The following is a 19,805-nucleotide window of genomic DNA, read 5'->3' on the forward strand; positions in this document are numbered from 1 at the left end:
CGACGGTGCCTTCCATCGACATCGACCGCGATGCCGCACATCAGGCCGCAACCGACGAGCTCAGCAAGCCGATCTATACCAAGGCCTCCGCCACACAACAGCTGCTCGATTGGGTCAACGAGCTGCTGTACCGGCTGCTGCAGAAGACCGCGTCGCTACCGGGTGGCTGGTTGACCACGGCGGTGCTGCTCACCCTGCTGGTCGTCGTCGTCATCGTCGCCATCCACATCGCGCGGCGAACCATGCGCAGCAGGCGCGGCGGCGACTATCAATTGTTCGAAGCCGCCCAGCTCACCGCGGCTCAACACCGTGAGACCGCCCAACGCTATGCGGCTGAAGGGAATTGGACCGCGGCGATTCGGCACCGATTGCGCGCTATCGCCCGCCAGCTCGAAGAGACCGGTGTGTTGAACCCGTCACCCGGCCGCACCGCCAACGAGCTGGCCCGAGACGCCGGCGCGGCGTTGCCCCATCTGAGCGACGAATTATCCCAGGCGGTAACGGCTTTCAACGATGTCACCTATGGCGAGGTACCCGGGACCCAATCCGCCTATCAGATGATCGCCGACCTGGACGATCATCTGCGGATGCGGGCACCGGCGGGGGCCTCCGCGCCCGGGCACTACACGCCGGTCGAATCCTGGGCGCAGGTGCGGTGATGGCCGCCACCGCATCCCAGCCCGCCGTCGCGCCTACCGGGCGATGGCGATCGTGGCGCGCGATAGTGCTCACTCAGGTCGCGCTCGCGCTCGTCGCCTGGGGCGGCGCCTACCTGACCGCGCCGCGGCCGGGCGCTCGCATGGACGCCGAGTCCACCGGAACCGACGGCGCTCACGCGCTGGTGACCCTGCTGCGCGACGGCGGGGTCGACGTTGTCGTGGCCGACAGCCTCGCCGACGTCGAACAGTCGGCTCGCCCCGACGCGCTGATCATGGTAGCGCAAAGCCAGTATCTGTCCGAGGACATGTTGGAGCGCTTGGACCAGGTGCCCGGCGATTTCCTGCTGATCGAACCGACCGCGCGCACCCGCGAGGCACTGCTGCCCGGCGTGCGCATCGCCGGCGCCAGCCCGTTCGACAGCGAACCGAATTGCACGCTGCGCGAAGCCACTCGGGCCGGATCGATTCGATTCGGGCCGAGCGACACCTTCGACGTCAAAGACAGCCGAGCGATCACCCGCTGCTACGACGGGGTGCTGATCCGATTCCGCGACCACGGTCGCACTATCACCGCCGTCGGCAGCAGCGACTTCATGACCAACGGCGCCCTGGCTCAGGCGGGCAATGCCGCGCTCGCGATGAATCTCGCGGGCGCCCGGCCCCGCCTGATCTGGTACGCCCCACATCACGTCGAGGGTGAAAACACCTCCGCGACATCGATTCTCGATCTGATTCCCGACAACGTGAACTGGATCGTCTGGCAACTGTGCGTCGTGGTGCTGCTGGTTGCCCTGTGGAAGGCTCGCCGGCCCGGTCCGCTGGTGGCCGAGGACTTGCCCGTGGTGGTGCGCGCCTCGGAGACCGTCGAGGGCCGCGGCCGGCTGTACCGATCCCGCCGGGCACGCGATCGTGCCGCGGCCGCGCTGCGCACCGCGACACTGCAGCGGCTGCTGCCCCGGCTCGGCTTGGGCACCGGCGCGCAACCGCAAGCGGTTGTGATGTCCGTGACCCACCGCGCCGGGGTCGACGCGGGATTCGTTTTCTACCAGCTGTTCGGCCCACCACCGGGAACCGACAACGACTTGCTCCAACTCGCTCGTGCGCTCGACGAAATCGAAAGGCAGGTCACCAACTCGTGACACAGTCTCCCACCACACAGTCCGCGCAAGCCGACTCCGCGCGAGATGCACTGCTGGCGTTGCGCGGCGAACTCGCCAAAGCCGTCGTCGGACAGGAGGGGGTGATCAGCGGCCTGGTGATCGCGCTGTTGTGTCGCGGGCACGTGCTACTGGAAGGTGTTCCGGGAGTGGCGAAGACGCTGCTCGTTCGGGCATTGGCGGCGGCTTTGCAACTGGAATTCAAGCGGGTGCAGGTCACGCCGGACCTGATGCCCGGCGACGTCACCGGATCACTGGTGTACGACGCGCGCACCGCCGCGTTCGCGTTTCGGCCCGGTCCGGTATTCACCAATCTGCTACTGGCAGACGAGATCAACCGCACCCCACCCAAGACGCAGGCCGCGCTGCTCGAAGCGATGGAGGAGCGGCAGGTCAGCGTGGATGGTGAAACCCGGCCACTGCCGGAACCTTTCATCGTCGCGGCCACCCAGAACCCGATCGAATACGAGGGCACCTACCAGCTTCCCGAGGCGCAGCTCGACCGCTTCCTGCTCAAACTGAATGTGACGCTGCCGCCCCGCGATGCCGAGATCGCCATCCTCGGGCGACACGCGCACGGCTTCGACCCCCGCGATCTCTCGGAGATCAAACCGGTGGCCGGACCCGCCGAGCTGGCGGCCGGTCGCCAAGCGGGGCAACAGGTTCTGATCGGCGACGAGGTACTGGGCTACATCGTCGACATCGTGGGCGCCACCCGCTCCTCCCCCGCCTTGCAACTGGGCGTGTCACCGCGTGGCGCGACGGCCCTGCTGGGCACCGCGCGCTCGTGGGCGTGGCTGTCCGGTCGCAACTACGTCACTCCCGACGACGTGAAGGCGATGGCCCGCCCGACGCTGCGGCACCGGGTGATGCTCCGTCCGGAGGCCGAACTCGAGGGCGCGACGCCCGACGGAGTGCTCGACGGCATCCTGGCGTCGGTTCCGGTGCCGCGCTAGTGATCCTGACCGGGCGCACCGGCCTGGTAGCGCTGATCGGCATTATTCCGATAGCACTTTCTCGTTGGCCGGCAAGGGTTTTCGAGGCGCTGCTGACGGCGCTGGCGTTAGCGGTGGTCGTCGATATCGGGCTGGCGGCCAGCACCCGCAGATTGCGTTACGTCCGTTCACCGGACAGCTCGGTGCGGGTCGGCCAACCGGTGGACATGCACCTGGCGATCCACAACGACGGCTCCCGCCGCTTCCGCGGCCAGATCCGCGATGCGTGGCCGCCGAGCGCACGCGCCGAACCGCGCACGCACGCCGTCAAGATCGACGCTGGGCAACAGCAGCATGTCGTGACTCACCTGCGACCGGTCCGCCGCGGCGACCAGCGTGCGGCCATGGTCACCGCGCGGTCGATCGGGCCGCTGGGGTTGGCGGGGCGGCAGAGTTCGCAGCCGGTGCCCGGCCAGGTCCGGGTGCTGCCCCCGTTCCTGTCGCGCAAGCATCTGCCGTCACGGCTGGCCAAGTTGCGCAAGATCGACGGGCTGCTGCCGACGCTGATACGCGGCCAGGGAACGGAATTCGACTCGCTGCGTGAGTATGTCGTGGGTGACGACGTGCGTTCGATCGACTGGCGCGCGTCGGCGCGGCGTGCCGACGTCATGGTCCGCACCTGGCGGCCCGAGCGCGATCGGCGGGTGGTGATCGTGCTCGACACCGGCCGCATGGCAGCGGGCCGCGTCGGCGTCGACCCGACCTCTTCAGGTCCGGGAGCCGACCCGGCGGGGTGGCCGCGGCTGGACTGGTCGATGGATGCCGCACTGCTGCTGGCCGCGCTCGCGTCGCGGGCCGGCGACCACGTCGACTTCCTCGCCCACGACCGGGTGAGCCGGGCCGGCGTGTTCGGTGCGTCGCGTACCGAGCTACTCGCCCAGTTGGTGGACACGATGGCCCCGCTGCAACCGACACTTGTCGAATCCGATTGGCGCGCAATGGTTGCCGCGATCGTCCGGCGAACCCGCCGGCGATCCCTGGTGGTGCTGCTGACCGACCTCAACGCCACCGCCCTCGACGAGGGTCTGCTGCCGGTGCTACCGCAGCTGTCGTCCAAGCACCATTTGTTGGTCGCGGCGGTCGCCGACCCGCGCGTCGACCAAATGGCCGCCGGGCGTGCGGATGCGGCGGCGGTGTACGACGCCGCGGCGGCCGAGCGGTCCCGCAACGACCGCCGCGCGATCGCGACGCGACTGCGTCAAAGCGGGGTAGAAGTCGTCGACGCCGCACCCGACGACCTGGCGCCCGCGCTGGCCGACCGGTATCTGGCGATGAAAGCGACCGGGCGGCTGTAGGTCCCGGTCAACGAGTGGGAACGACGTCCGGCGCGTCGTCGATATCGCCGGTCTCCCCGGCTTTTGCGGCCCGACGCCCGAAGTAGATCACATACGTCAGCAAGGCCGCCTCGGCGAGGATCCCGATAGCGACGCGGACAAACGTCGGCAGCGACGACGGTGTCACCATCGCTTCGATCACCCCCGACACCAGCAGCACACCCACCAGCCCCACCGCCACCGAGACCACGGCCCGGCCCTGTTCGGCGAGCACCTGTCCGCGCGGGCGGTCGCCGCGCGATATCACCGACCACCCCAGCCGCATCCCCGCCGCCCCGGACAGGAAGACCGCGGTCAGCTCCAGCAGCCCGTGGGGAAGCAGCAAACCCAGCAGGATGCCGCCCTTGCCGGCCTGGAACATCAGCCCCGCGATCAAACCCACGTTGGCGGCGTTTTGGAACAACACGTACGGAATCGGCAACCCCAGCAACACCGAGAACGCGATACACTGGGCCGAGACCCAGGAGTTGTTCACCCAGACATGCAGCGCGAACGCCAGGGCCGGATGTTCGCTGTAATAGGACGCGATGTCGTGGTTGACCAATTGGTCGATGTCGCTGGGGGTTCCGATCGCGGCCTGCACCTCGGGGTTGTTGGCCACCCAGACCGCGATGATCACCGCGACACCCAGGAAGGCCGCCGCGGTGCCCAACCACCACCGCCCGGCACGGTAGGCCGTCACCGGGAAGGACACCGTCCAGAACCGAGTGAACGTGCTGGTCAACGGCGCATGTGCACCGGTGACCGCGGAACGGGCGCGGGCGATCAAACTCGACAGCCGACCGATCATCAGCGAATCCGATGACGCCGACCGCAGCATCGACAGATGGGTGGAGACCCGCTGGTACAGCTCGACGAGTTCGTCGACTTCCGCGCCCGTCAGCGACCGGCGCTTCTTGATCAGCTGGTCAAGCCGGTCCCAGGTCGGGCGATGGGTCAGCACGAATGCGTCGACGTCCACCTGCGCAGCCTAATCGCTGTTTCGGGGTCGCCGGCTACGGCCGGTCACACGCCCAGCGAATCTGTACCGTTCGGTGTTATGTCGGAGGTGGTGACCGGAGACGCCGTGGTGCTGGACGTGCAGATCGCCCAGCTGCCGGTGCGAGCCCTGAGCGCGCTGATCGACATCACGGTGATCTTTCTCTTGTACGTCGTCGGGCTGATGCTGTGGGCGGCGACACTGACGCAGTTCGACGGTGCGCTGAGCGGGGCGATCCTGATTATCTTCACGGTCCTGGTGATGGTCGGCTATCCGATGGCATTCGAAACGGCAACCCGCGGACGGTCAGTCGGCAAGATCATCATGGGCCTGCGGGTGGTGTCCGACGACGGCGGGCCAGAACGATTCCGGCAGGCCCTTTTTCGCGCGCTGGCGTCGGTGGTGGAGATTTGGATGCTCGCCGGGAGCCCGGCCGTGATCTGCAGCATTTTCTCGTCAAAGGCCAAGCGGGTCGGCGACATCTTCGCGGGTACCGTCGTCGTCAGTGAACGCGGACCGCGTTTGGGGCCGCCGCCCGCGATGCCGCCGGCGCTGGCGTGGTGGGCGGCCTCGCTGCAATTGTCGAACCTCGACGCCGGCCAGGCCGAGGTCGCACGCCAATTCCTTTCCCGCGCATACCAACTCGATCCACAGTTGCGCATGCAGATGGCATACCGAATCGCCGATGATGTGGTGTCGCGGATCGCTCCGCCGCCTCCGCCCGGCGCCCCACCCGAGCTGGTGCTTGCCGCCGTCCTGGCCGAGCGCCACCGCCGCGAGCTGGCGCGACTGCGGCCCGCGATGCCACCCGGGCCACCGCCCAGGCCCTGGGCCGCCGGACCCTGGCCGCCCGGACCGCCGTTTCACCCATCCGGCCCCGCCGCATCGCCGGTGGCCATGCCGCAACCGGCGCCGGGACGGCAAACGGGCGGCTTCTCGCCGCCGGGGTAGTCAGCTCGCGACCGTGGCGGCCATCAGCGCGACGTCGGCGACCAACAACGCCCAGCCAAGTAGTGGCACGGCGACACCGGCGCGGCGCTTGGCCGTGAAAAACGTGATCAGGATGACGACGAAGGCCACCAGCGGCGCTCCGTAGAAGGCGACGCCGAAGTCGATGCCGCCGTCGTCCAGGTTAGGACAGCTGTGCTCGGTACAACCGTCGGTGCTCATCACGGCGCCGAGCGCGAAGAGCATCACGATCGTGGCGGCAGGCACCGTCGACAGCGCCAAACCCCAGTTCACCCACGCCCACACGTGGTTCGGGCCGCTGCCGTGCCGGCCCGGCTCGGTGCGGTGGGTGTCGCGGTCGAACGTCACGTTGGAGTCCCTTGCGTTCATCACGAAGGTCGTACCCGTCGCCCACCCGGGACAAACGAAACCGCGGCGGGAGCCGTGTGTAGAGGTCAGGCCCCTGGAACCGAACCCGGCGATATTCATCGTTGCATCGCGATCGTTTCCGATATATCGTGATACTCCGAAGCGCACGGAGGGTACGCTACCCCGAGAACATTGAGGACGACAACAATGCGCAACCCATTCACTCCCCCCGAGGGACCATTCGCCGGTCATCCCGGCATCGGATTCGGCTTCGGTCCCGGCCACGGACACGGACGCGAGCACCGGCGTGCACTGCATGGCGCGCGGCGGCAGGCCCGCCGCGAATTTTTCGAACACCTCCGCGAGCAGGCGGGCGACCAGGGCTTCGGACCGGGCTTCGGCCCCGGCTTCGGGCCGGGGTTCGGCCCCGGCTTCGGGCCGGGTTTCGGCCCCGGGTTCGGCTTCGGCCCGAGCGGGCGACGCGGCGGATGGCGTCGCGGCGGCCACAACCGCGGCAAGCGCGGTGACGTGCGGGCGGCCATTCTGGCACTGCTGGCCGAGCGGCCGATGCACGGCTACGAGATGATCCAGCAGATCGCCGAGCGCAGCAATGGAATTTGGAAGCCCAGCCCCGGCTCGGTGTACCCGACGCTGCAGCTACTCGCCGACGAGGGCCTGATCACCGCGAGCGAAACCGACGGCAGCAAAAAGCTTTTCGAGCTGACCGAAGAGGGGCGCGCGGCGGCCGAGAAGGTCGAGACGCCACCGTGGGACGAGATCGCCGAGGGCGCGGACCCCGGTCAGATGAACCTGCGGTCGGCCATCGGTCAGCTGTGCGGTGCTGTCGCGCAATCCGCGCACACCGCCACCGTCGAGCAACAGCAGCGCATCGTCGAGATTCTCAACAATGCGCGCCGCGAAGTCTACGGCATCCTAGGCGAGGACTGACCCGCTAGCCAAGAAGTGCCCGTCGGCCCGGCGCCGGCGGGCATTTCGCTACGTGACGTCGACCCAATTCAGCGTGCGCTGGACCGCCTTGTGCCACCCCGCATATCCCTGCGCACGGGTATCGTCGTCCCAGTTCGGTGTCCACCGCTTGTCTTCCTGCCAGTTGGCCCGCAGGTCGGACGGATCGGCCCAGAACCCGACCGCCAACCCGGCCGCGTAGGCCGCGCCCAGCGCGGTGGTCTCGGCGACCACCGGCCGCACCACGTCGACACCGAGCACGTCGGCCTGGATCTGCATGCACAACTCGTTTTGCGTGATGCCGCCGTCGACCTTCAAAACCTCAAAACGCACACCGGAATCCGCTTCCATCGCGTCCACCACGTCGCGGCTCTGATAGCAGATCGCCTCCAGCGTGGCGCGGGCCAGATGCGCGTTGGTGTTGTACCGCGACAGCCCGATGATCGCGCCGAGCGCGTCCGAACGCCAGTACGGGGCGAACAGCCCGGAAAACGCGGGGACGAAATACACCCCGCCGTTGTCAGGAACCTCGCGGGCCAGCCATTCGCTTTGCGCGGCACCGCTGATGATGCCCAGCTGATCACGCAACCACTGCACCGCCGAGCCGGTGACCGCGATCGAACCCTCCAGCGCGTAGACGGGTTTGGCGTCCCCGAACTGGTAACACACCGTCGTGAGCAGTCCGTTGTCGGACCGCACCATGTTCTCGCCGGTGTTGAGCAGCAGGAAATTGCCGGTGCCGTAGGTATTTTTCGCCTCCCCCGCATCGAGGCAGACCTGGCCGACCATCGCGGCGTGCTGGTCACCCAGGACTCCGGCGATCGGCACCTCGGCGCCGAACGGCCCGTCGGTCGAGGTGACGCCGTAGGGCTGCGTCGGCGACGACGACGCGATCGCCGGCAGCATCGCGCGTGGAATCGAAAAGAAGGACAACAGCTCGTCGTCCCAGTCCAGCGTCTCCAGGTTCATCAGCATGGTCCGGCTGGCATTGGTCACGTCGGTGACATGCACCCCGCCCCGCGGACCGCCGGTCAGGTTCCACAACACCCAGCTGTCCGGGGTGCCGAACAGCGCGTCGCCGCTTTCGGCCGCCGCGCGCACCCCGTCGACGTTCTCCAGGATCCATTGCAGCTTCCCGCCGGAGAAATAGGTCGCCGGCGGCAGGCCCGCCTTGCGCCGGATCACCTCGCCATGCCCGTCACGGTCCAGCGCCGACGCGATCCGGTCGGTGCGGGTGTCCTGCCACACGATCGCGTTGTAGTACGGCCGGCCCGTCTTGCGGTTCCACACCAGCGTCGTCTCGCGCTGGTTCGTAATACCAAGCGCAGCAATGTCTTTCGTCGAAAACTTCACGGTGTTCAGCACCGACATCAACACCGACGAGGTTCGTTCCCAGATCTCGATCGGGTTGTGCTCGACCCAGCCGGCCTGGGGCAGGATCTGCTCGTGCTCGAGCTGGTGACGGGCGACCTCGGCGCCGTCGTGATCGAAAATCATGCAGCGGGTGCTGGTAGTGCCTTGATCGATAGCTGCGACGAACTCGGCCACCTGTCTCCTTCGTCGTGAACTGCGACACGTTCCTGCCATCGTCCATGATGGTGCACCGCCGCACCAGATCCGCAGCTAAACGACCCGATTAGCGACGGCCGGGCACCGATGCGCTCGACGCGACCCGTCGCACCGCTCTTGCGTTACCGCCGGTAAACCTGTTCCATCGGCGATGTGGGCGAAGAGGTCAAGCGCACCGCGTATGACCGCGCACATCGGCGGGAGTACCGGCGCAAGGTGCAGCTGTGTCTGGACGTCTTCGAGACGATGCTCGCCCAGTCGCGCTTCGACTCCGACCGGCCGCTGACCGGCATGGAGATCGAATGTAATCTCGTCGATGCCGACTATCAGCCCGCCATGTCGAACCGGCCGGTGCTCGATGCGATCGCAGATCCGGCCTACCAGAAGGAATTAGGCGCCTACAACATCGAATTCAACGTCCCTCCCAGGCCGCTGCCCGGCCATACCGGCCTGGACCTGGAGGCGGAGGTGCGGGCCAGCCTCAACGAGGCCCAGACCAGGGCCCGCTCGGAAGGCACCCGCATCGTGATGGAAGGCATCCTGCCCACGCTGATGCCCGAGCATCTGTCGTGTGACGGCTGGATGAGCGAGTCGACCCGGTACACCGCGCTCAACGATTCGATCTTCAACGCCCGCGGCGAGGACATCCCGATCCACATCTCCGACCCGGAGCGGCTGAGCTGGGAGGCCGTGACCATCGCTCCCGAATCCGCTTGCACCAGCATGCAATTGCACTTGCAAGTGGCCCCGGCCGACTTCGCCCCCAACTGGAACGCGGCGCAGGTGATGGCCGGACCGCAGCTGACGCTGGGAGCCAACTCGCCGTACTTCTTCGGCCATCAACTGTGGTCGGAGACCCGTATCGAGGTGTTCTCGCAGTCCACCGACACCCGGCCCGAGGAACTCAAAACCCAAGGGGTGCGGCCCCGGGTGTGGTTCGGCGAACGCTGGATCGACTCGATCCTCGATTTGTTCAAGGAGAACATCCGCTACTTTCCGTCGCTGCTACCCGAGTTGTCCGACGAGGATCCGGCCGCCGAACTCGCCGCCGGCCGCATTCCACAGCTCTCCGAACTGCGGCTGCACAACGGCACCGTGTACCGCTGGAACCGGCCGGTGTACGACGTCCTGGAAGTGGACGGGGTCGGGCGCCCGCACCTGCGGCTGGAGAACCGGGTGTTGCCGGCCGAGCCCACCGTCATCGACATGCTGGCCAATTCCGCGTTCTACTACGGCACCCTGCGCACGCTGTCCGAGGAGGAAAACCCGCTGTGGACGAAGATGAATTTCGCTGCGGCGCACCAAAATTTCCTCGCAGCCGCCCGCCATGGCGTGCACACCGTGCTGCATTGGCCCGATCTGGGTGAGGTGAGCGCGGCCAAGCTGGTGCTCGACACGCTGTTGCCGATCGCCGACGAAGGGCTGCGCCGCTGGGGGGTGGACGCCGAGGTGCGCGATCGTTTCCTCGGTGTCATCGAAGACCGGGCCAAGGCCGACCGCAACGGCGCCAGCTGGCAGGTGGCAACGGTGCGCGCGCTGCAGGACTCCGGCATGACGCGCCGCGCGGCGCTCGCGGAGATGCTGCGCCGGTATTGCGACCACATGCACACCAACGAGCCGATCCACACCTGGCCCTGCTAGCCGCGGGTAGGTTGGATCCATGACACCGCACGAGGTAATGGACTGGGACAGCGCCTACCGCGGACAAGGGGAGTTCGACGGGCCCCCGCCGTGGAACATCGGTGAGCCACAGCCCGAATTGGCCGCCTTGATCGCGGCCGGGAAATTCCGTAGCGACGTGCTGGACGCCGGTTGCGGATTCGCCGAACTGTCGCTGACACTGGCCGCCCAGGGGTATACGGTGCACGGCGCCGATCTGACGCCGACCGCCGTCGCCGCGGCGACCAAAGCGGCCGAGGAACGCGCTTGAGCACCGCCACCTTCGAGCAGGCCGACATCACTTCGTTCTCCGGCCACGACGGCCGGTTCGCCACGGTGGTCGACAGCACGCTGTTCCACTCGCTGCCGATCGAGGGCCGCGACGACTACCTGCGTTCGGTGCACCGCGCGGCCGCGCCGGGTGCCGGCTATTTCGTGCTGGTCTTCGCCAAGGGCGCCTTCCCGGCCGAGATGAAGCCGAAGCCCAACGAGGTGGACGAGGACGAGTTGCGCGCCGCGGTCGGCAAGTATTGGGAGATCGACGGGATTCGACCCGCCTATATCCACACGAATATCCCCGACATGCCCGACGCGCCGTTCCAATTCCCCCCGCACGACCGCGACGAAAAGGGCCGGATGAAGCTTCCCGCCTACCTGCTGACCGCGCACAAGGCTGGCTGATTCCAGTCACGGCCCCATGATGGCCAGGCCCCAGTCCAGGTGGCCCTGCCATACACTCGCGATGCACCCGCCCTGAACCGCGGGTTTGGGATCACCGATGGGACCACCGGCGGCGCGGACCGCCGCGACCGTGCCGTCAGGTCCGGGGACCACAGCGCGAGCCCGATCAGTGCCGGCGCGGCACCCGTGGCGACGACTTCGATGAAGCCTTCGCCGACGCGGTAGAACGCCATCTCGGGTCCTTGCGGACCCCGCGGATGAAACCGCCTACGCGGCGGCGCGCCCAGCACCGCACTGAGAGCCGTGATGGCAGAGTCCAATTCGCGCACCGTGTAGACCACGTGGTCGACATGGCTGACACCGCAGCAGTGCACCGCGCCGGTGACCGCCGGGTGGACCGACGTGGGGACCCCGAGCGCATCGGGCTGAGCGTAGATCTCGTCGAATCCCCAGCCGCGCTCGTCGCTCAGCTCGCAGCACACCCGTCCGATGCGGATCGCTCCGTCGTCGACAACGAACCCCAATGCCGTCCAAGACCTTTCGTTGCCGGGTACACCGAGCCAAGTCAGAGCGGTCATGCCGGTTGGGGCTCAGGTGGCCGTCGCCGCGGTGGCGGCGATCAGTGCTTCGGCGAAGGTCTCCAGATCTTCGGCGGTGGTGTCGGCGTGCGGCGAGATCCGCAGCCGCGGCCCCGTCATCTCGAGTGGCGCCCGTTGCACCCCGGCGTAGGTGGCCAGGATCCGCCGTTCGGCGAGCAGCCAGTCCCGCACCGCCTGCGGGTCGGCGCCGTCGACCGGCGCCAAAGTGGTGATGGCGCTTGGCTCTTCGGTCTCTTCGACCACCGCCCACCCCGGCACATCGACCAGCGCCGTCCGGCTGATGCGGCCGAGCTCGGCCAGTCGCGCGCGCACCGCCTCGGGACCGAACGCCAAATACTCGCCCAGCGCCACCGAAAAGCCCACTCGCGCAGCGACATTGGCTTCACCGAATTCGAGCTGCTGGGCCACCGAGAACGACCCCGACCACTGCGGTGCCGCCAGCCGGGGGTGGAGTCGCTCCGTCAGCTCGGGCCGCACCGCAAGGAAGCCGACGCCGCGCGGACCGGCAATCCACTTGCGCGACGAGGAGTAGGTGACGTCGGCGCCGACCGCGCAGTCGACCTGGCCCAGTGCTTGGGCGGCGTCGACGACCAGGGGCAGGCCCAACTCGCGGCAGAGTTTCGCGATCAGCGAAATCGGTTGCACGACACCGCTATGGCTGGCGACCGGGGTCAGGTGCACGAAATCGGGCGGTTCGTCCTCCAGGACGAATGCGGCTTCGTCGAGTGCGAGCCGGCCGTCCTCGAGGGTCGGCAGCAGCCGACGGTCGAAGCCGTGGGCGGACATCACGGCGAGGTTGGGACCGTATTCACCCGGCAGGCAGGCCAGTGTCCGCCGCTCGGCGGGCCAGCTGCCCAGCAGCAGATCCAGCGCGTGCAGCGACCCCGTGGTGTAGACGACGTCGGCACCGGCCATCCCGGTCAGCGCGGCGAACGCGGCACGCCCGGCGTCGAGCGTCGGCGCGGCGGCCTGCGCGGCCACATACCCGCCGACCTCGCCCTCGTGGCGGGCGTATTGCGCGGCGGCGTCGATGGCCGCGTTACTCTGCCGCGAACACGCGGCAGAGTCCAGGTGCAAACCGGCCGCGGGCGGGCGGGCCTGCCGCCATCGGTCGGCCAGCGAGCCGCTATCGGTCACTTGACCGCTAACGACAACCCGAAATCGCCCGCGGCGTCGGTCCACCACTGGATGCGATGCAGTCCCGCGCCGGCCAGTTCGGCGCTCACCCCGCCGGGGTGGAACTTGCTCGACACCTCGGTCAGCATTTCCTCGCCGGCGGCGAACTCGACGGTCAGGTCGAGCGCACCGACGCGGACGGTCTGCGGAACGCCGGTCCGCAGCCACATTTCGATGCGTTCCTCGTCGGCGTTCCAGCGCGCCACGTGCTCGAAGGCTTCGACGTCGAAATCGGCGTCGAGTTCCCGATTGATCACCGCGAGCACATTGCGGTTGAACTTCGCGGTCACCCCGGCCGAGTCGTCGTAGGCGCGCAGCAGCCGGCCGGTGTCCTTGACCAGATCGGTGCCCAGCAGCAAAGTGTCGTCGGGCCGCATCACGTCGGCGATGGACTTGAGGAATTCGGCGCGGGGTCCGGGTGTGAGGTTGCCGATCGTCGACCCGAGAAATACGAACAGCCGACGGCCACCACTGGGAATTTCGCCGAGGTGTTCCTCGAAATCGCCGCAGACGGCCATGATTTCGACACCCGCGTATTCGTGCTGAATGGCGGCCGCCGCGGTCGACAGGATGCTCGCATCGACGTCGAACGGTACGAAACGACGCAGCGATCCGCGATTGTGCAGCGCGTCGAGCAGCAGCCGGGTCTTCTCCGAGGTGCCGCTGCCGAGTTCGACCAGGGTGTCGGCCTGGCTGGCCGAGGCGATTTCGGCAGACCGGGCGAGCAGGATCTCCGCCTCGGCCCGGGTCGGATAGTACTCCGGCAGCCGGGTGATCTGGTCGAACAGCTCACTGCCCACCGAATCGTAAAACCACTTGGGCGGCAAGGTCTTCGGGGTGCTCTGCAGGCCGTCGAACGCATCGCGACGCAGAGCGTGGTACGCAGAGTCGGCGGCCAGGTGGTTGGACAACGTCAGTGTCATCAAAGTCCTTTCGGCTCGTCCAGCGGGGTCATCGTTACGCCTTGGGCGGTCACTTTGACGAGGTGGTGATCGGGCACGTCCTCCCATTCGGATGCGTCGTCGTAGGGCTCACTGGCCAACACCACACCGTCGTCGCGGCGCAGGATCGACAAGGTGTCACCCCAAGCGGTGGCTATCATGCGAGAACCGTTGGCGGCCAAGATGTTAAGTCTGGCGTCGGGGTCTAGCGCCCCGATCTGCGCGATGGTCTCACCCAGCACTTCGAGCCCGAGCGAGAAAATGGTGGCCGCCAACATCGCACTGTCGCAAACGGATTCGGCTGTAGCGGTCAAGTGCAGCACGCGGCGATCGACGACACCGTTATGCGACAGCAACCAGCGGCCGTCGGTGAACGGCGCGGTCGCGCTGACGTCCAGCGGCATGCCGACGGTCGCCGAACGCACCGCAGCCACCACGCAGCCACTGCGCAGCGCGGGCGCGACCGATTCCAGCGACGTGTCCCCCCACAGCGGCGCGGTGCTGCGCCAGCGCCGGGGTACGCCGTCGTCGAAAAACCCGACACCCCAACCGTCGGCGTTCATCAGGCCGTGCTTCTGGCGGCGCGGCGAATACGACTGCACGCGCAGACCGAAGGGCGGATCCAGTATCAGCGAGGAGACGCTGACGTCGGCGCCAAGCCAGCCGAGGTGACGGCACATCAGGCGGCGTCCCCCGCCTCGGGAACATCCCAGGCCAGCCGGATACCGGAGAAGATCTGGCGACGGATCGGGTGGTCCCAGTTGCGGAAACTCGGTCGCAGGATGGCGGGTTCGACGGCCCACGAGCCGCCACGCAGAACCCGGTAATCGCCGTCGAAGAACGGCTGCGAGTAGCGGTCGTAGATCATCGGGACGAAACCCGGCCACGGCCGCAGCGGCGAGCTGGTCCACTCCCAGACGTCGCCCAGCATCTGCTCGACACCGTAGGCCGACGCGCCGGCCGGGTAGGCGCCGACGGGAGCCGGGCGCAGCGCGCTGCCGCCCAGGTTGGCGAGCTCGGGCGACGGGTCCTGCGCTCCCCACGGGTAGCGGCGCCGGGTCCCGGTGACGGGGTCCCAGGCGCAGGCCTTCTCCCATTCCATTTCGGTGGGCAGCCGCGCACCGGCCCAGGCCGCGTACGCCTCGGCCTCGAAGTAGGTGACGTGCTGCACCGGCTCGTCGGCCGGGATTTCTTCGATGTAACCGAAGCGGGTGCGGGTGCGCCCGTCGGATCCCCAGAATTGCGGCGCCGTCAAGCCCGCGCTGCAGCGGTGTTCCCAACCGCGGTCGGACCACCAGCGCGCCTGGTGGTAGCCGCCGTCGGCGATGAACTGCTGCCACTCGCCGTTGGTGACCGGTACCCTGCCGATGCGGAACGCCGGCACGTCGACGATGTGGGCGGGGCGCTCGTTGTCCAGCGAGAACGGTTCGCTGGTGGCGTCGACGCCCAGCACGAACGGACCGCCGGGCACCAGCACCGACGTCCCGGCCACACCTGCACGGCCCGCGGGCAAGTTGGCGGGGTCGCGCAGCAGCGCGGCGCCGGTGCGCAGGTTCAACGCCTGCAGCATGGTTTCGTCGTGCTGGTTTTCATGACTGACCACCATCGCGTAGACGAGGGCCGCGTCGTCTCCGGCGGCATCGTCGGGCAATGCGTCCAACGCGTCCAGTGCCGCGGATCGGACTGTGCGGCAATAAGATCGAGCTTGATTCGGCGAGAGCAGCGGCAGATCGACACGACTGGCACGGGAGTGTTCGAAGGCGTCGTAGAGACCTTCGACCGACGGATCCAGCATCCCCGGGCGATTCGGGTCACCGCCGCGCAACAGCCACAGCTCCTCCTGCTGACCGATGTGCGCGAGGTCCCACACCAGCGGGCTCATCAACGGGTCGTACTGACGACGCAGTTCGTCGTCGTCGAAATCGACCAGCTGCAGCGTGCGCGTGCGCGCCCGCTGCAGATCGTCGGCGATCCGTTCCCGGCCAGACGATCGCGGGCACGGCGCAGCCGGGCGTTGGGGACACCTCCCGCTTGCGGGGGACGGGTCGGACTCATCGGGGAAGGTCACAAGCCCCCTTGCGCCAGCTGCGACACCGTGGCCGCGATGCCGTGGTCGATCACCTGGTCGGAGAAGTCGTCGCCCGGACATCGGCCGCGTTCGACCATGCGGATCAGCTGTTCCATCGCGTCGGTGAGCTCGGGTGGCGCCTTCGCGGCAGCGATGGCCACACAGGAAGTGGCGGCCTGGTGCAAACGCCGGTCACTCAAACCGAGCCGGGCGGCGTTGTCCCAGGCGGTGGCCACCGGCTCGACCGCCGCCGCGGCGGCGTCGGCCGCGACCGGGTCGTCGAGCAATGCCGCCAACGTGAACGCGATCGCGGGCCAGTAGGCATCCGATGCGCTGTCGAGGTAGCGGATTTCCAGCCATTGTCTGGGGCGTACCGGCGGGAACAGCGTGGTCAGGTGATAGTCCAGATCGGCCAGGGTGGGCCGGCGATCGCAGAGCAGCGCCGAGCCGTCGGCCCAGTCGGCGAAGGACACATAGTGGGTGAGCGCGCTGAAGTCGTGGGCCTCGGGATTGTGCACCATCATCACCGGGGCCTTGAGCGCATAGCGCGCCCAGTCGGTGCCGGGGTCGTCGCCGCTGGCACCCAGGATGGGTCCGCAGCGCACCGAGTCCATCTGACCCCAGACCCACTGCCGGGTGGACACCCAGCCGGAGAAGTCGCCGCCCAGCATCGGGGAATTGGCCGCGATCGCGATCATCGTGGGACCCAGCGCGTGCGCCAGCCGGACCCGGGCCGCCCAGCCAGCCTGCGGCCCGGCGTCCAGGTTGACCTGGACCGAGGCCGTCGACGTCATCATCGCCGCCCCCGCCTCCGCGGAGTTGCTGGCGGCGAAGAACTCTTCCATCGCGCGGTAGCGCGCGCCGGGGTTGACCCGTTTCGGCACCCGCAGCGGGTCGGCGCCCAAGAACACCAGCCCCAGCCCGGCGTTGGCGAAGGCCTTGCGCAGCACGCTTTGGTCGTCGTCCATCGATTCGATGGCGGCGACGACACCGTCGGTGGGCGGGCCCGACAGTTCGACCGCGCCGCCGGGTTCGACGGTGACGGCACTGCCGGCGGGTAGCGGGGGCAGCTGGTCGATCACCTCGGTGATTTCGTCCCAGCTCGGCCGGCGGTAGGGGTCAACCGGGTCGACGCAGTGCGCCTCCATCTCCAGCCCCATGCGGCCCAGCGGGCCGTCGATCAGGCACCCGTCGGCGATGTACTGGGCGGCTTCCTCGGACGTGCTCAACTCGGAGTCGGCCGGGCGGGCGGCATCTAGCTGCGAGGCCGCGGCGGTGATAGCGGCGAGCGTCATATCACGATCCCTCCGGGCCCGACCGCGCACGCCGAGCGCCTTGTTGGGCAGCTATCCGAACGATAGCTGCCTTGTCTTCATCTTCCAGATCGTCCCGACATATTCCCGTTCCCGCAGCTTCGCGCCGCACGGCTAGCATGACTTGAATTCACCGACTACTGCCCCAGGGCGTTTTGCATCGCCCCGGCCAGCACATTCACCGCGGGTCCCGCGTTGCCAGACTGACAAACCTTCGCCTGAAGCACCACGTTTTCGCGCAGCCGGGTTTGATTGAAGCAGCGACGATCCGTGCCCGCCTCTTGCTTGGTCCAGTTCGCGTCGGTCCCGGTCGCGGGCGCACCGGCAAACGACCATACCTGTGTCTGCCCGTTGTCCAAATGCATCGTCGTGGTCTGCCCCGAGCAACCCACCGTGCGGTCCACCAGTCGGTGGAAGGCCCGGTCGGCGGCGTCGTTCGTGGCGAATACCCCGACCGCCTGCTTGACGAAATGCGTCTGGTCGTTGGCCGACGTCTGCGCGGTCGCCCCGTTGAAGGACGCCAGGTCGGGGTCGTTGTACACATCGGGCAGCCCGATGTCCGCCCAGTTGTTGCAATCGGGCAGGTCGACGAAGAAACCCTGGACCGGCGCGGTGAATACGGCTTCCCACCCCATGGGTCCGCCGACGATGTTGCCGACCGATCCTTTGCCGAGGACCGCGTAGGACACCACCCCGGGCTCCGAAGGATGGGCAGCCGCGATGGGGGCGCCCGAGGCCGCCCCCAAGCCCAGACCGACGCTTACCGCCACAGCGGAGATCCGCATCATGAATCTCGATCATGCCAGGACGACGGCCCGCAGCGAACAGGGCCGCGCGGGACGGGCCAAACGCCAAACTATTGCGCTCGAACGCCCTCCTCGACCTTCTTGCCGAGATCCGGGTCGACGTTGCGCCAGTACTCGAACACCCGAGACAGCACCGGCTCTTTGACGCCCTTGGAGACGTGCCCAATGATGTTGTGGGCCAATCGGTCTCGTGCCGCGTCGTCGAGAACCTCGCGGACCAGGGTGCCCGCCTGGCCCCAGTCGTCGTCATCGGGGCGCAATGTGTATGCGGCGCGGACCATCTGGCCGTCGGCCATCCACCGCACCTCGGCCGCACGCGCCGGGTCGGCCTGTGGACCACCGTAAGAGTTGGGCGCATAGACCGGATCCGACACATTCGCCATCCGCATCGCACCGTCCTTGGAGTAACTGTTGACCTCCACCTTCGGTGTGTTGACGGGGATCTGCCGGTAGTTGGTGCCCAGTCGCGCGCGATGCGCATCGGAGTAGGAGAACCCGCGGGCGAGCAGCATCTTGTCCGGACTCAGCCCGGTGCCCGGCACCATGTTGTTCGGCTCGAAGGCAGCCTGCTCGATTTCGGTGTGATAGTCGGTGACGTTGCGGTTCAACGTCATTCGGCCGACGTCGATCAGCGGGTAGTCGCCGTGCGGCCACACCTTGGTCAGATCGAACGGGTTGAACCGGTAGGCCTTGGCCTCCTCGAACGGCATGATCTGCATCTTGAGCGTCCAGCTCGGGTAATCGCCCCGCTCGATCGACTCGTAGAGGTCGCGCTGGTGATAATCACCGTCCTCGCCGGCCAATCGGTCGGCATCCTCCTGGGTCAAAAAGTCGACACCCTGGTCGGTGATGAAGTGATACTTCACCCAGAAGATCTCGCCGTCGGCGTTGATCCAGCTGTAGGTGTGGCTGCTATAGCCGTTCATCTGCCGCCAGTTCTTCGGAATTCCACGATCGCCCATCAGCCAGGTCACCTGATGCGCCGACTCCGGCGACAGGCTCCAGAAGTCCCACTGCATGTTGTGATCGCGAACGTTGCTGGCCTGCAGCCGCTTTTGCGACCGGATGAAGTGCTGGAACTTCAACGGGTCGCGCATGAAGAAGACGGGCGTGTTGTTGCCGACCATGTCGAAGTTGCCCTCGGTGGTGTAGAACTTCAGCGCGAATCCGCGTGGGTCCCGCCAGGTGTCCGGGCTACCGCGTTCCCCCGCCACCGTCGAAAACCGCGCCAGCATCTCGGTTTTGGTGCCGGGCTGGAACACCGCGGCCCTGGTGTACTTGCTGACGTCATTGGTCACCTCGAACTGACCGAAGGCGCCACCACCCTTGGCGTGCGGTTGGCGTTCCGGGATGCGTTCCCGGTTGAACTGAGCCATCTGCTCGATCAGGTAATGGTCCTGCAGCAATATCGGACCATCAGGACCGATCGTCAACGACTGGTCGTCGCTGGGCGCAGCAATACCCGCATCGGTCGTGGTGAAGCGCTCCGTCATGTGGCCATCTCCTCGCTAACTGGGCTGAATCCGAGGGCAGTGCGACGTGTACCCATCCAGTGTGAACCCGAATCGAGCCTAGCACTTTCAACG

The 19,805-nt window shown here is 67.6% G+C and carries 18 protein-coding genes and 1 pseudogene; 8 read left to right on the top strand and 11 right to left on the bottom strand.

Features of this window, described 5'->3' with window-relative positions; genetic code table 11:
* The first annotated feature begins 5 nt into the window (after nucleotides 1-5).
* The 4 genes from T428_RS0109965 to T428_RS0109980 are packed head-to-tail and all read left to right on the top strand — an operon-like array spanning nucleotide 6 to nucleotide 4,106.
* Complete coding sequence (locus T428_RS0109965; protein WP_025736366.1) at nucleotides 6-659, top strand: DUF4129 domain-containing protein; 654 nt, start codon at nucleotides 6-8, stop codon at nucleotides 657-659.
* Nucleotides 659-1,798 (top strand): DUF4350 domain-containing protein, encoded by a 1,140-nt coding sequence (locus T428_RS0109970; RefSeq protein ID WP_025736367.1) that lies wholly within the window; start codon nucleotides 659-661, stop codon nucleotides 1,796-1,798. The genes T428_RS0109965 and T428_RS0109970 overlap by 1 nt, the downstream gene beginning before the upstream one ends.
* Nucleotides 1,795-2,772: an AAA family ATPase gene (locus tag T428_RS0109975; protein ID WP_025736368.1), complete on the top strand. Its 978-nt coding sequence runs from the start codon at nucleotides 1,795-1,797 to the stop codon at nucleotides 2,770-2,772. Before T428_RS0109970 ends, T428_RS0109975 begins: the two co-directional genes overlap by 4 nt.
* On the top strand, nucleotides 2,772-4,106 hold the full coding sequence (locus T428_RS0109980) for a DUF58 domain-containing protein (RefSeq protein WP_025736369.1): 1,335 nt from the start codon (nucleotides 2,772-2,774) through the stop codon (nucleotides 4,104-4,106). The genes T428_RS0109975 and T428_RS0109980 overlap by 1 nt, the downstream gene beginning before the upstream one ends.
* 7 nt (nucleotides 4,107-4,113) lie before the next feature.
* Here the strand turns inward: T428_RS0109980 and T428_RS0109985 are convergent, their stop codons facing one another.
* The gene (locus tag T428_RS0109985; RefSeq protein ID WP_025736370.1) at nucleotides 4,114-5,106 is read right to left on the bottom strand and encodes a stage II sporulation protein M; all 993 of its coding nucleotides are present in this window, start codon (nucleotides 5,104-5,106) and stop codon (nucleotides 4,114-4,116) included.
* A 138-nt stretch (nucleotides 5,107-5,244) separates the two neighbouring features.
* On the opposite strand from T428_RS0109985, the gene T428_RS0109990 reads away from it, so the two are divergent.
* On the top strand, nucleotides 5,245-6,075 hold the full coding sequence (locus tag T428_RS0109990) for an RDD family protein (RefSeq protein ID WP_425412018.1): 831 nt from the start codon (nucleotides 5,245-5,247) through the stop codon (nucleotides 6,073-6,075).
* Here the strand turns inward: T428_RS0109990 and T428_RS0109995 are convergent, their stop codons facing one another.
* Nucleotides 6,076-6,462 carry a hypothetical protein gene (locus tag T428_RS0109995; RefSeq protein WP_025736372.1) on the bottom strand — a complete coding sequence of 129 codons (387 nt, stop codon included), beginning with the start codon at nucleotides 6,460-6,462 and terminating at the stop codon, nucleotides 6,076-6,078.
* Nucleotides 6,463-6,648: 186 nt separating this feature from the next.
* Between T428_RS0109995 and T428_RS0110000 the strand changes: the two genes are divergently transcribed.
* Nucleotides 6,649-7,389 (top strand): PadR family transcriptional regulator, encoded by a 741-nt coding sequence (locus T428_RS0110000; RefSeq protein ID WP_025736373.1) that lies wholly within the window; start codon nucleotides 6,649-6,651, stop codon nucleotides 7,387-7,389.
* A gap of 48 nt (nucleotides 7,390-7,437) precedes the next feature.
* Here T428_RS0110000 and glpK read toward each other — a convergent pair whose 3' ends face one another.
* A complete protein-coding gene (gene glpK, locus T428_RS0110005) occupies nucleotides 7,438-8,994 on the bottom strand; it encodes a glycerol kinase GlpK (protein WP_051465185.1) in 1,557 nt (518 codons plus the stop codon).
* 135 nt (nucleotides 8,995-9,129) lie between these two features.
* Between glpK and T428_RS0110010 the strand changes: the two genes are divergently transcribed.
* Nucleotides 9,130-10,617 (top strand): glutamate-cysteine ligase family protein, encoded by a 1,488-nt coding sequence (locus tag T428_RS0110010; protein WP_025736375.1) that lies wholly within the window; start codon nucleotides 9,130-9,132, stop codon nucleotides 10,615-10,617.
* Nucleotides 10,618-10,636: 19 nt separating this feature from the next.
* Nucleotides 10,637-11,316: pseudogene (locus T428_RS26970) on the top strand (class I SAM-dependent methyltransferase).
* Here T428_RS26970 and T428_RS0110020 read toward each other — a convergent pair.
* The 8 genes from T428_RS0110020 to T428_RS0110055 form a co-directional block, all read right to left on the bottom strand.
* Nucleotides 11,286-11,894, bottom strand: a complete 609-nt coding sequence (locus tag T428_RS0110020; RefSeq protein WP_211243919.1) for a VOC family protein — start codon at nucleotides 11,892-11,894, stop codon at nucleotides 11,286-11,288. The pseudogene T428_RS26970 and the gene T428_RS0110020 overlap by 31 nt on opposite strands.
* A gap of 12 nt (nucleotides 11,895-11,906) precedes the next feature.
* Nucleotides 11,907-13,052, bottom strand: coding sequence for an ergothioneine biosynthesis PLP-dependent enzyme EgtE (egtE, locus tag T428_RS0110025; protein ID WP_025736377.1), 1,146 nt, complete (start codon nucleotides 13,050-13,052; stop codon nucleotides 11,907-11,909).
* Nucleotides 13,049-14,014 carry an L-histidine N(alpha)-methyltransferase gene (egtD, locus tag T428_RS0110030; protein ID WP_025736378.1) on the bottom strand — a complete coding sequence of 322 codons (966 nt, stop codon included), beginning with the start codon at nucleotides 14,012-14,014 and terminating at the stop codon, nucleotides 13,049-13,051. The genes egtE and egtD overlap by 4 nt, the downstream gene beginning before the upstream one ends.
* Nucleotides 14,014-14,712 (bottom strand): ergothioneine biosynthesis protein EgtC, encoded by a 699-nt coding sequence (gene egtC / locus T428_RS0110035; protein WP_025736379.1) that lies wholly within the window; start codon nucleotides 14,710-14,712, stop codon nucleotides 14,014-14,016. The genes egtD and egtC overlap by 1 nt, the downstream gene beginning before the upstream one ends.
* Nucleotides 14,712-16,004 carry an ergothioneine biosynthesis protein EgtB gene (egtB, locus tag T428_RS0110040; RefSeq protein ID WP_036467759.1) on the bottom strand — a complete coding sequence of 431 codons (1,293 nt, stop codon included), beginning with the start codon at nucleotides 16,002-16,004 and terminating at the stop codon, nucleotides 14,712-14,714. Before egtB ends, egtC begins: the two co-directional genes overlap by 1 nt.
* 92 nt (nucleotides 16,005-16,096) lie before the next feature.
* Nucleotides 16,097-17,395, bottom strand: a complete 1,299-nt coding sequence (egtA, locus tag T428_RS0110045; protein WP_025736381.1) for an ergothioneine biosynthesis glutamate--cysteine ligase EgtA — start codon at nucleotides 17,393-17,395, stop codon at nucleotides 16,097-16,099.
* Nucleotides 17,396-17,550: 155 nt separating this feature from the next.
* Entirely contained in the window at nucleotides 17,551-18,198 is a 648-nt protein-coding gene (locus T428_RS0110050) for a sensor domain-containing protein (RefSeq protein WP_025736382.1), read from the bottom strand.
* Nucleotides 18,199-18,269: 71 nt separating this feature from the next.
* Entirely contained in the window at nucleotides 18,270-19,712 is a 1,443-nt protein-coding gene (locus tag T428_RS0110055; RefSeq protein ID WP_025736383.1) for a catalase, read from the bottom strand.
* Nucleotides 19,713-19,805 lie beyond the last annotated feature (93 nt).

This window comes from Mycobacterium genavense ATCC 51234, assembly GCF_000526915.1.
GTDB classification, from domain to species: Bacteria; Actinomycetota; Actinomycetes; order Mycobacteriales; family Mycobacteriaceae; genus Mycobacterium; species Mycobacterium genavense.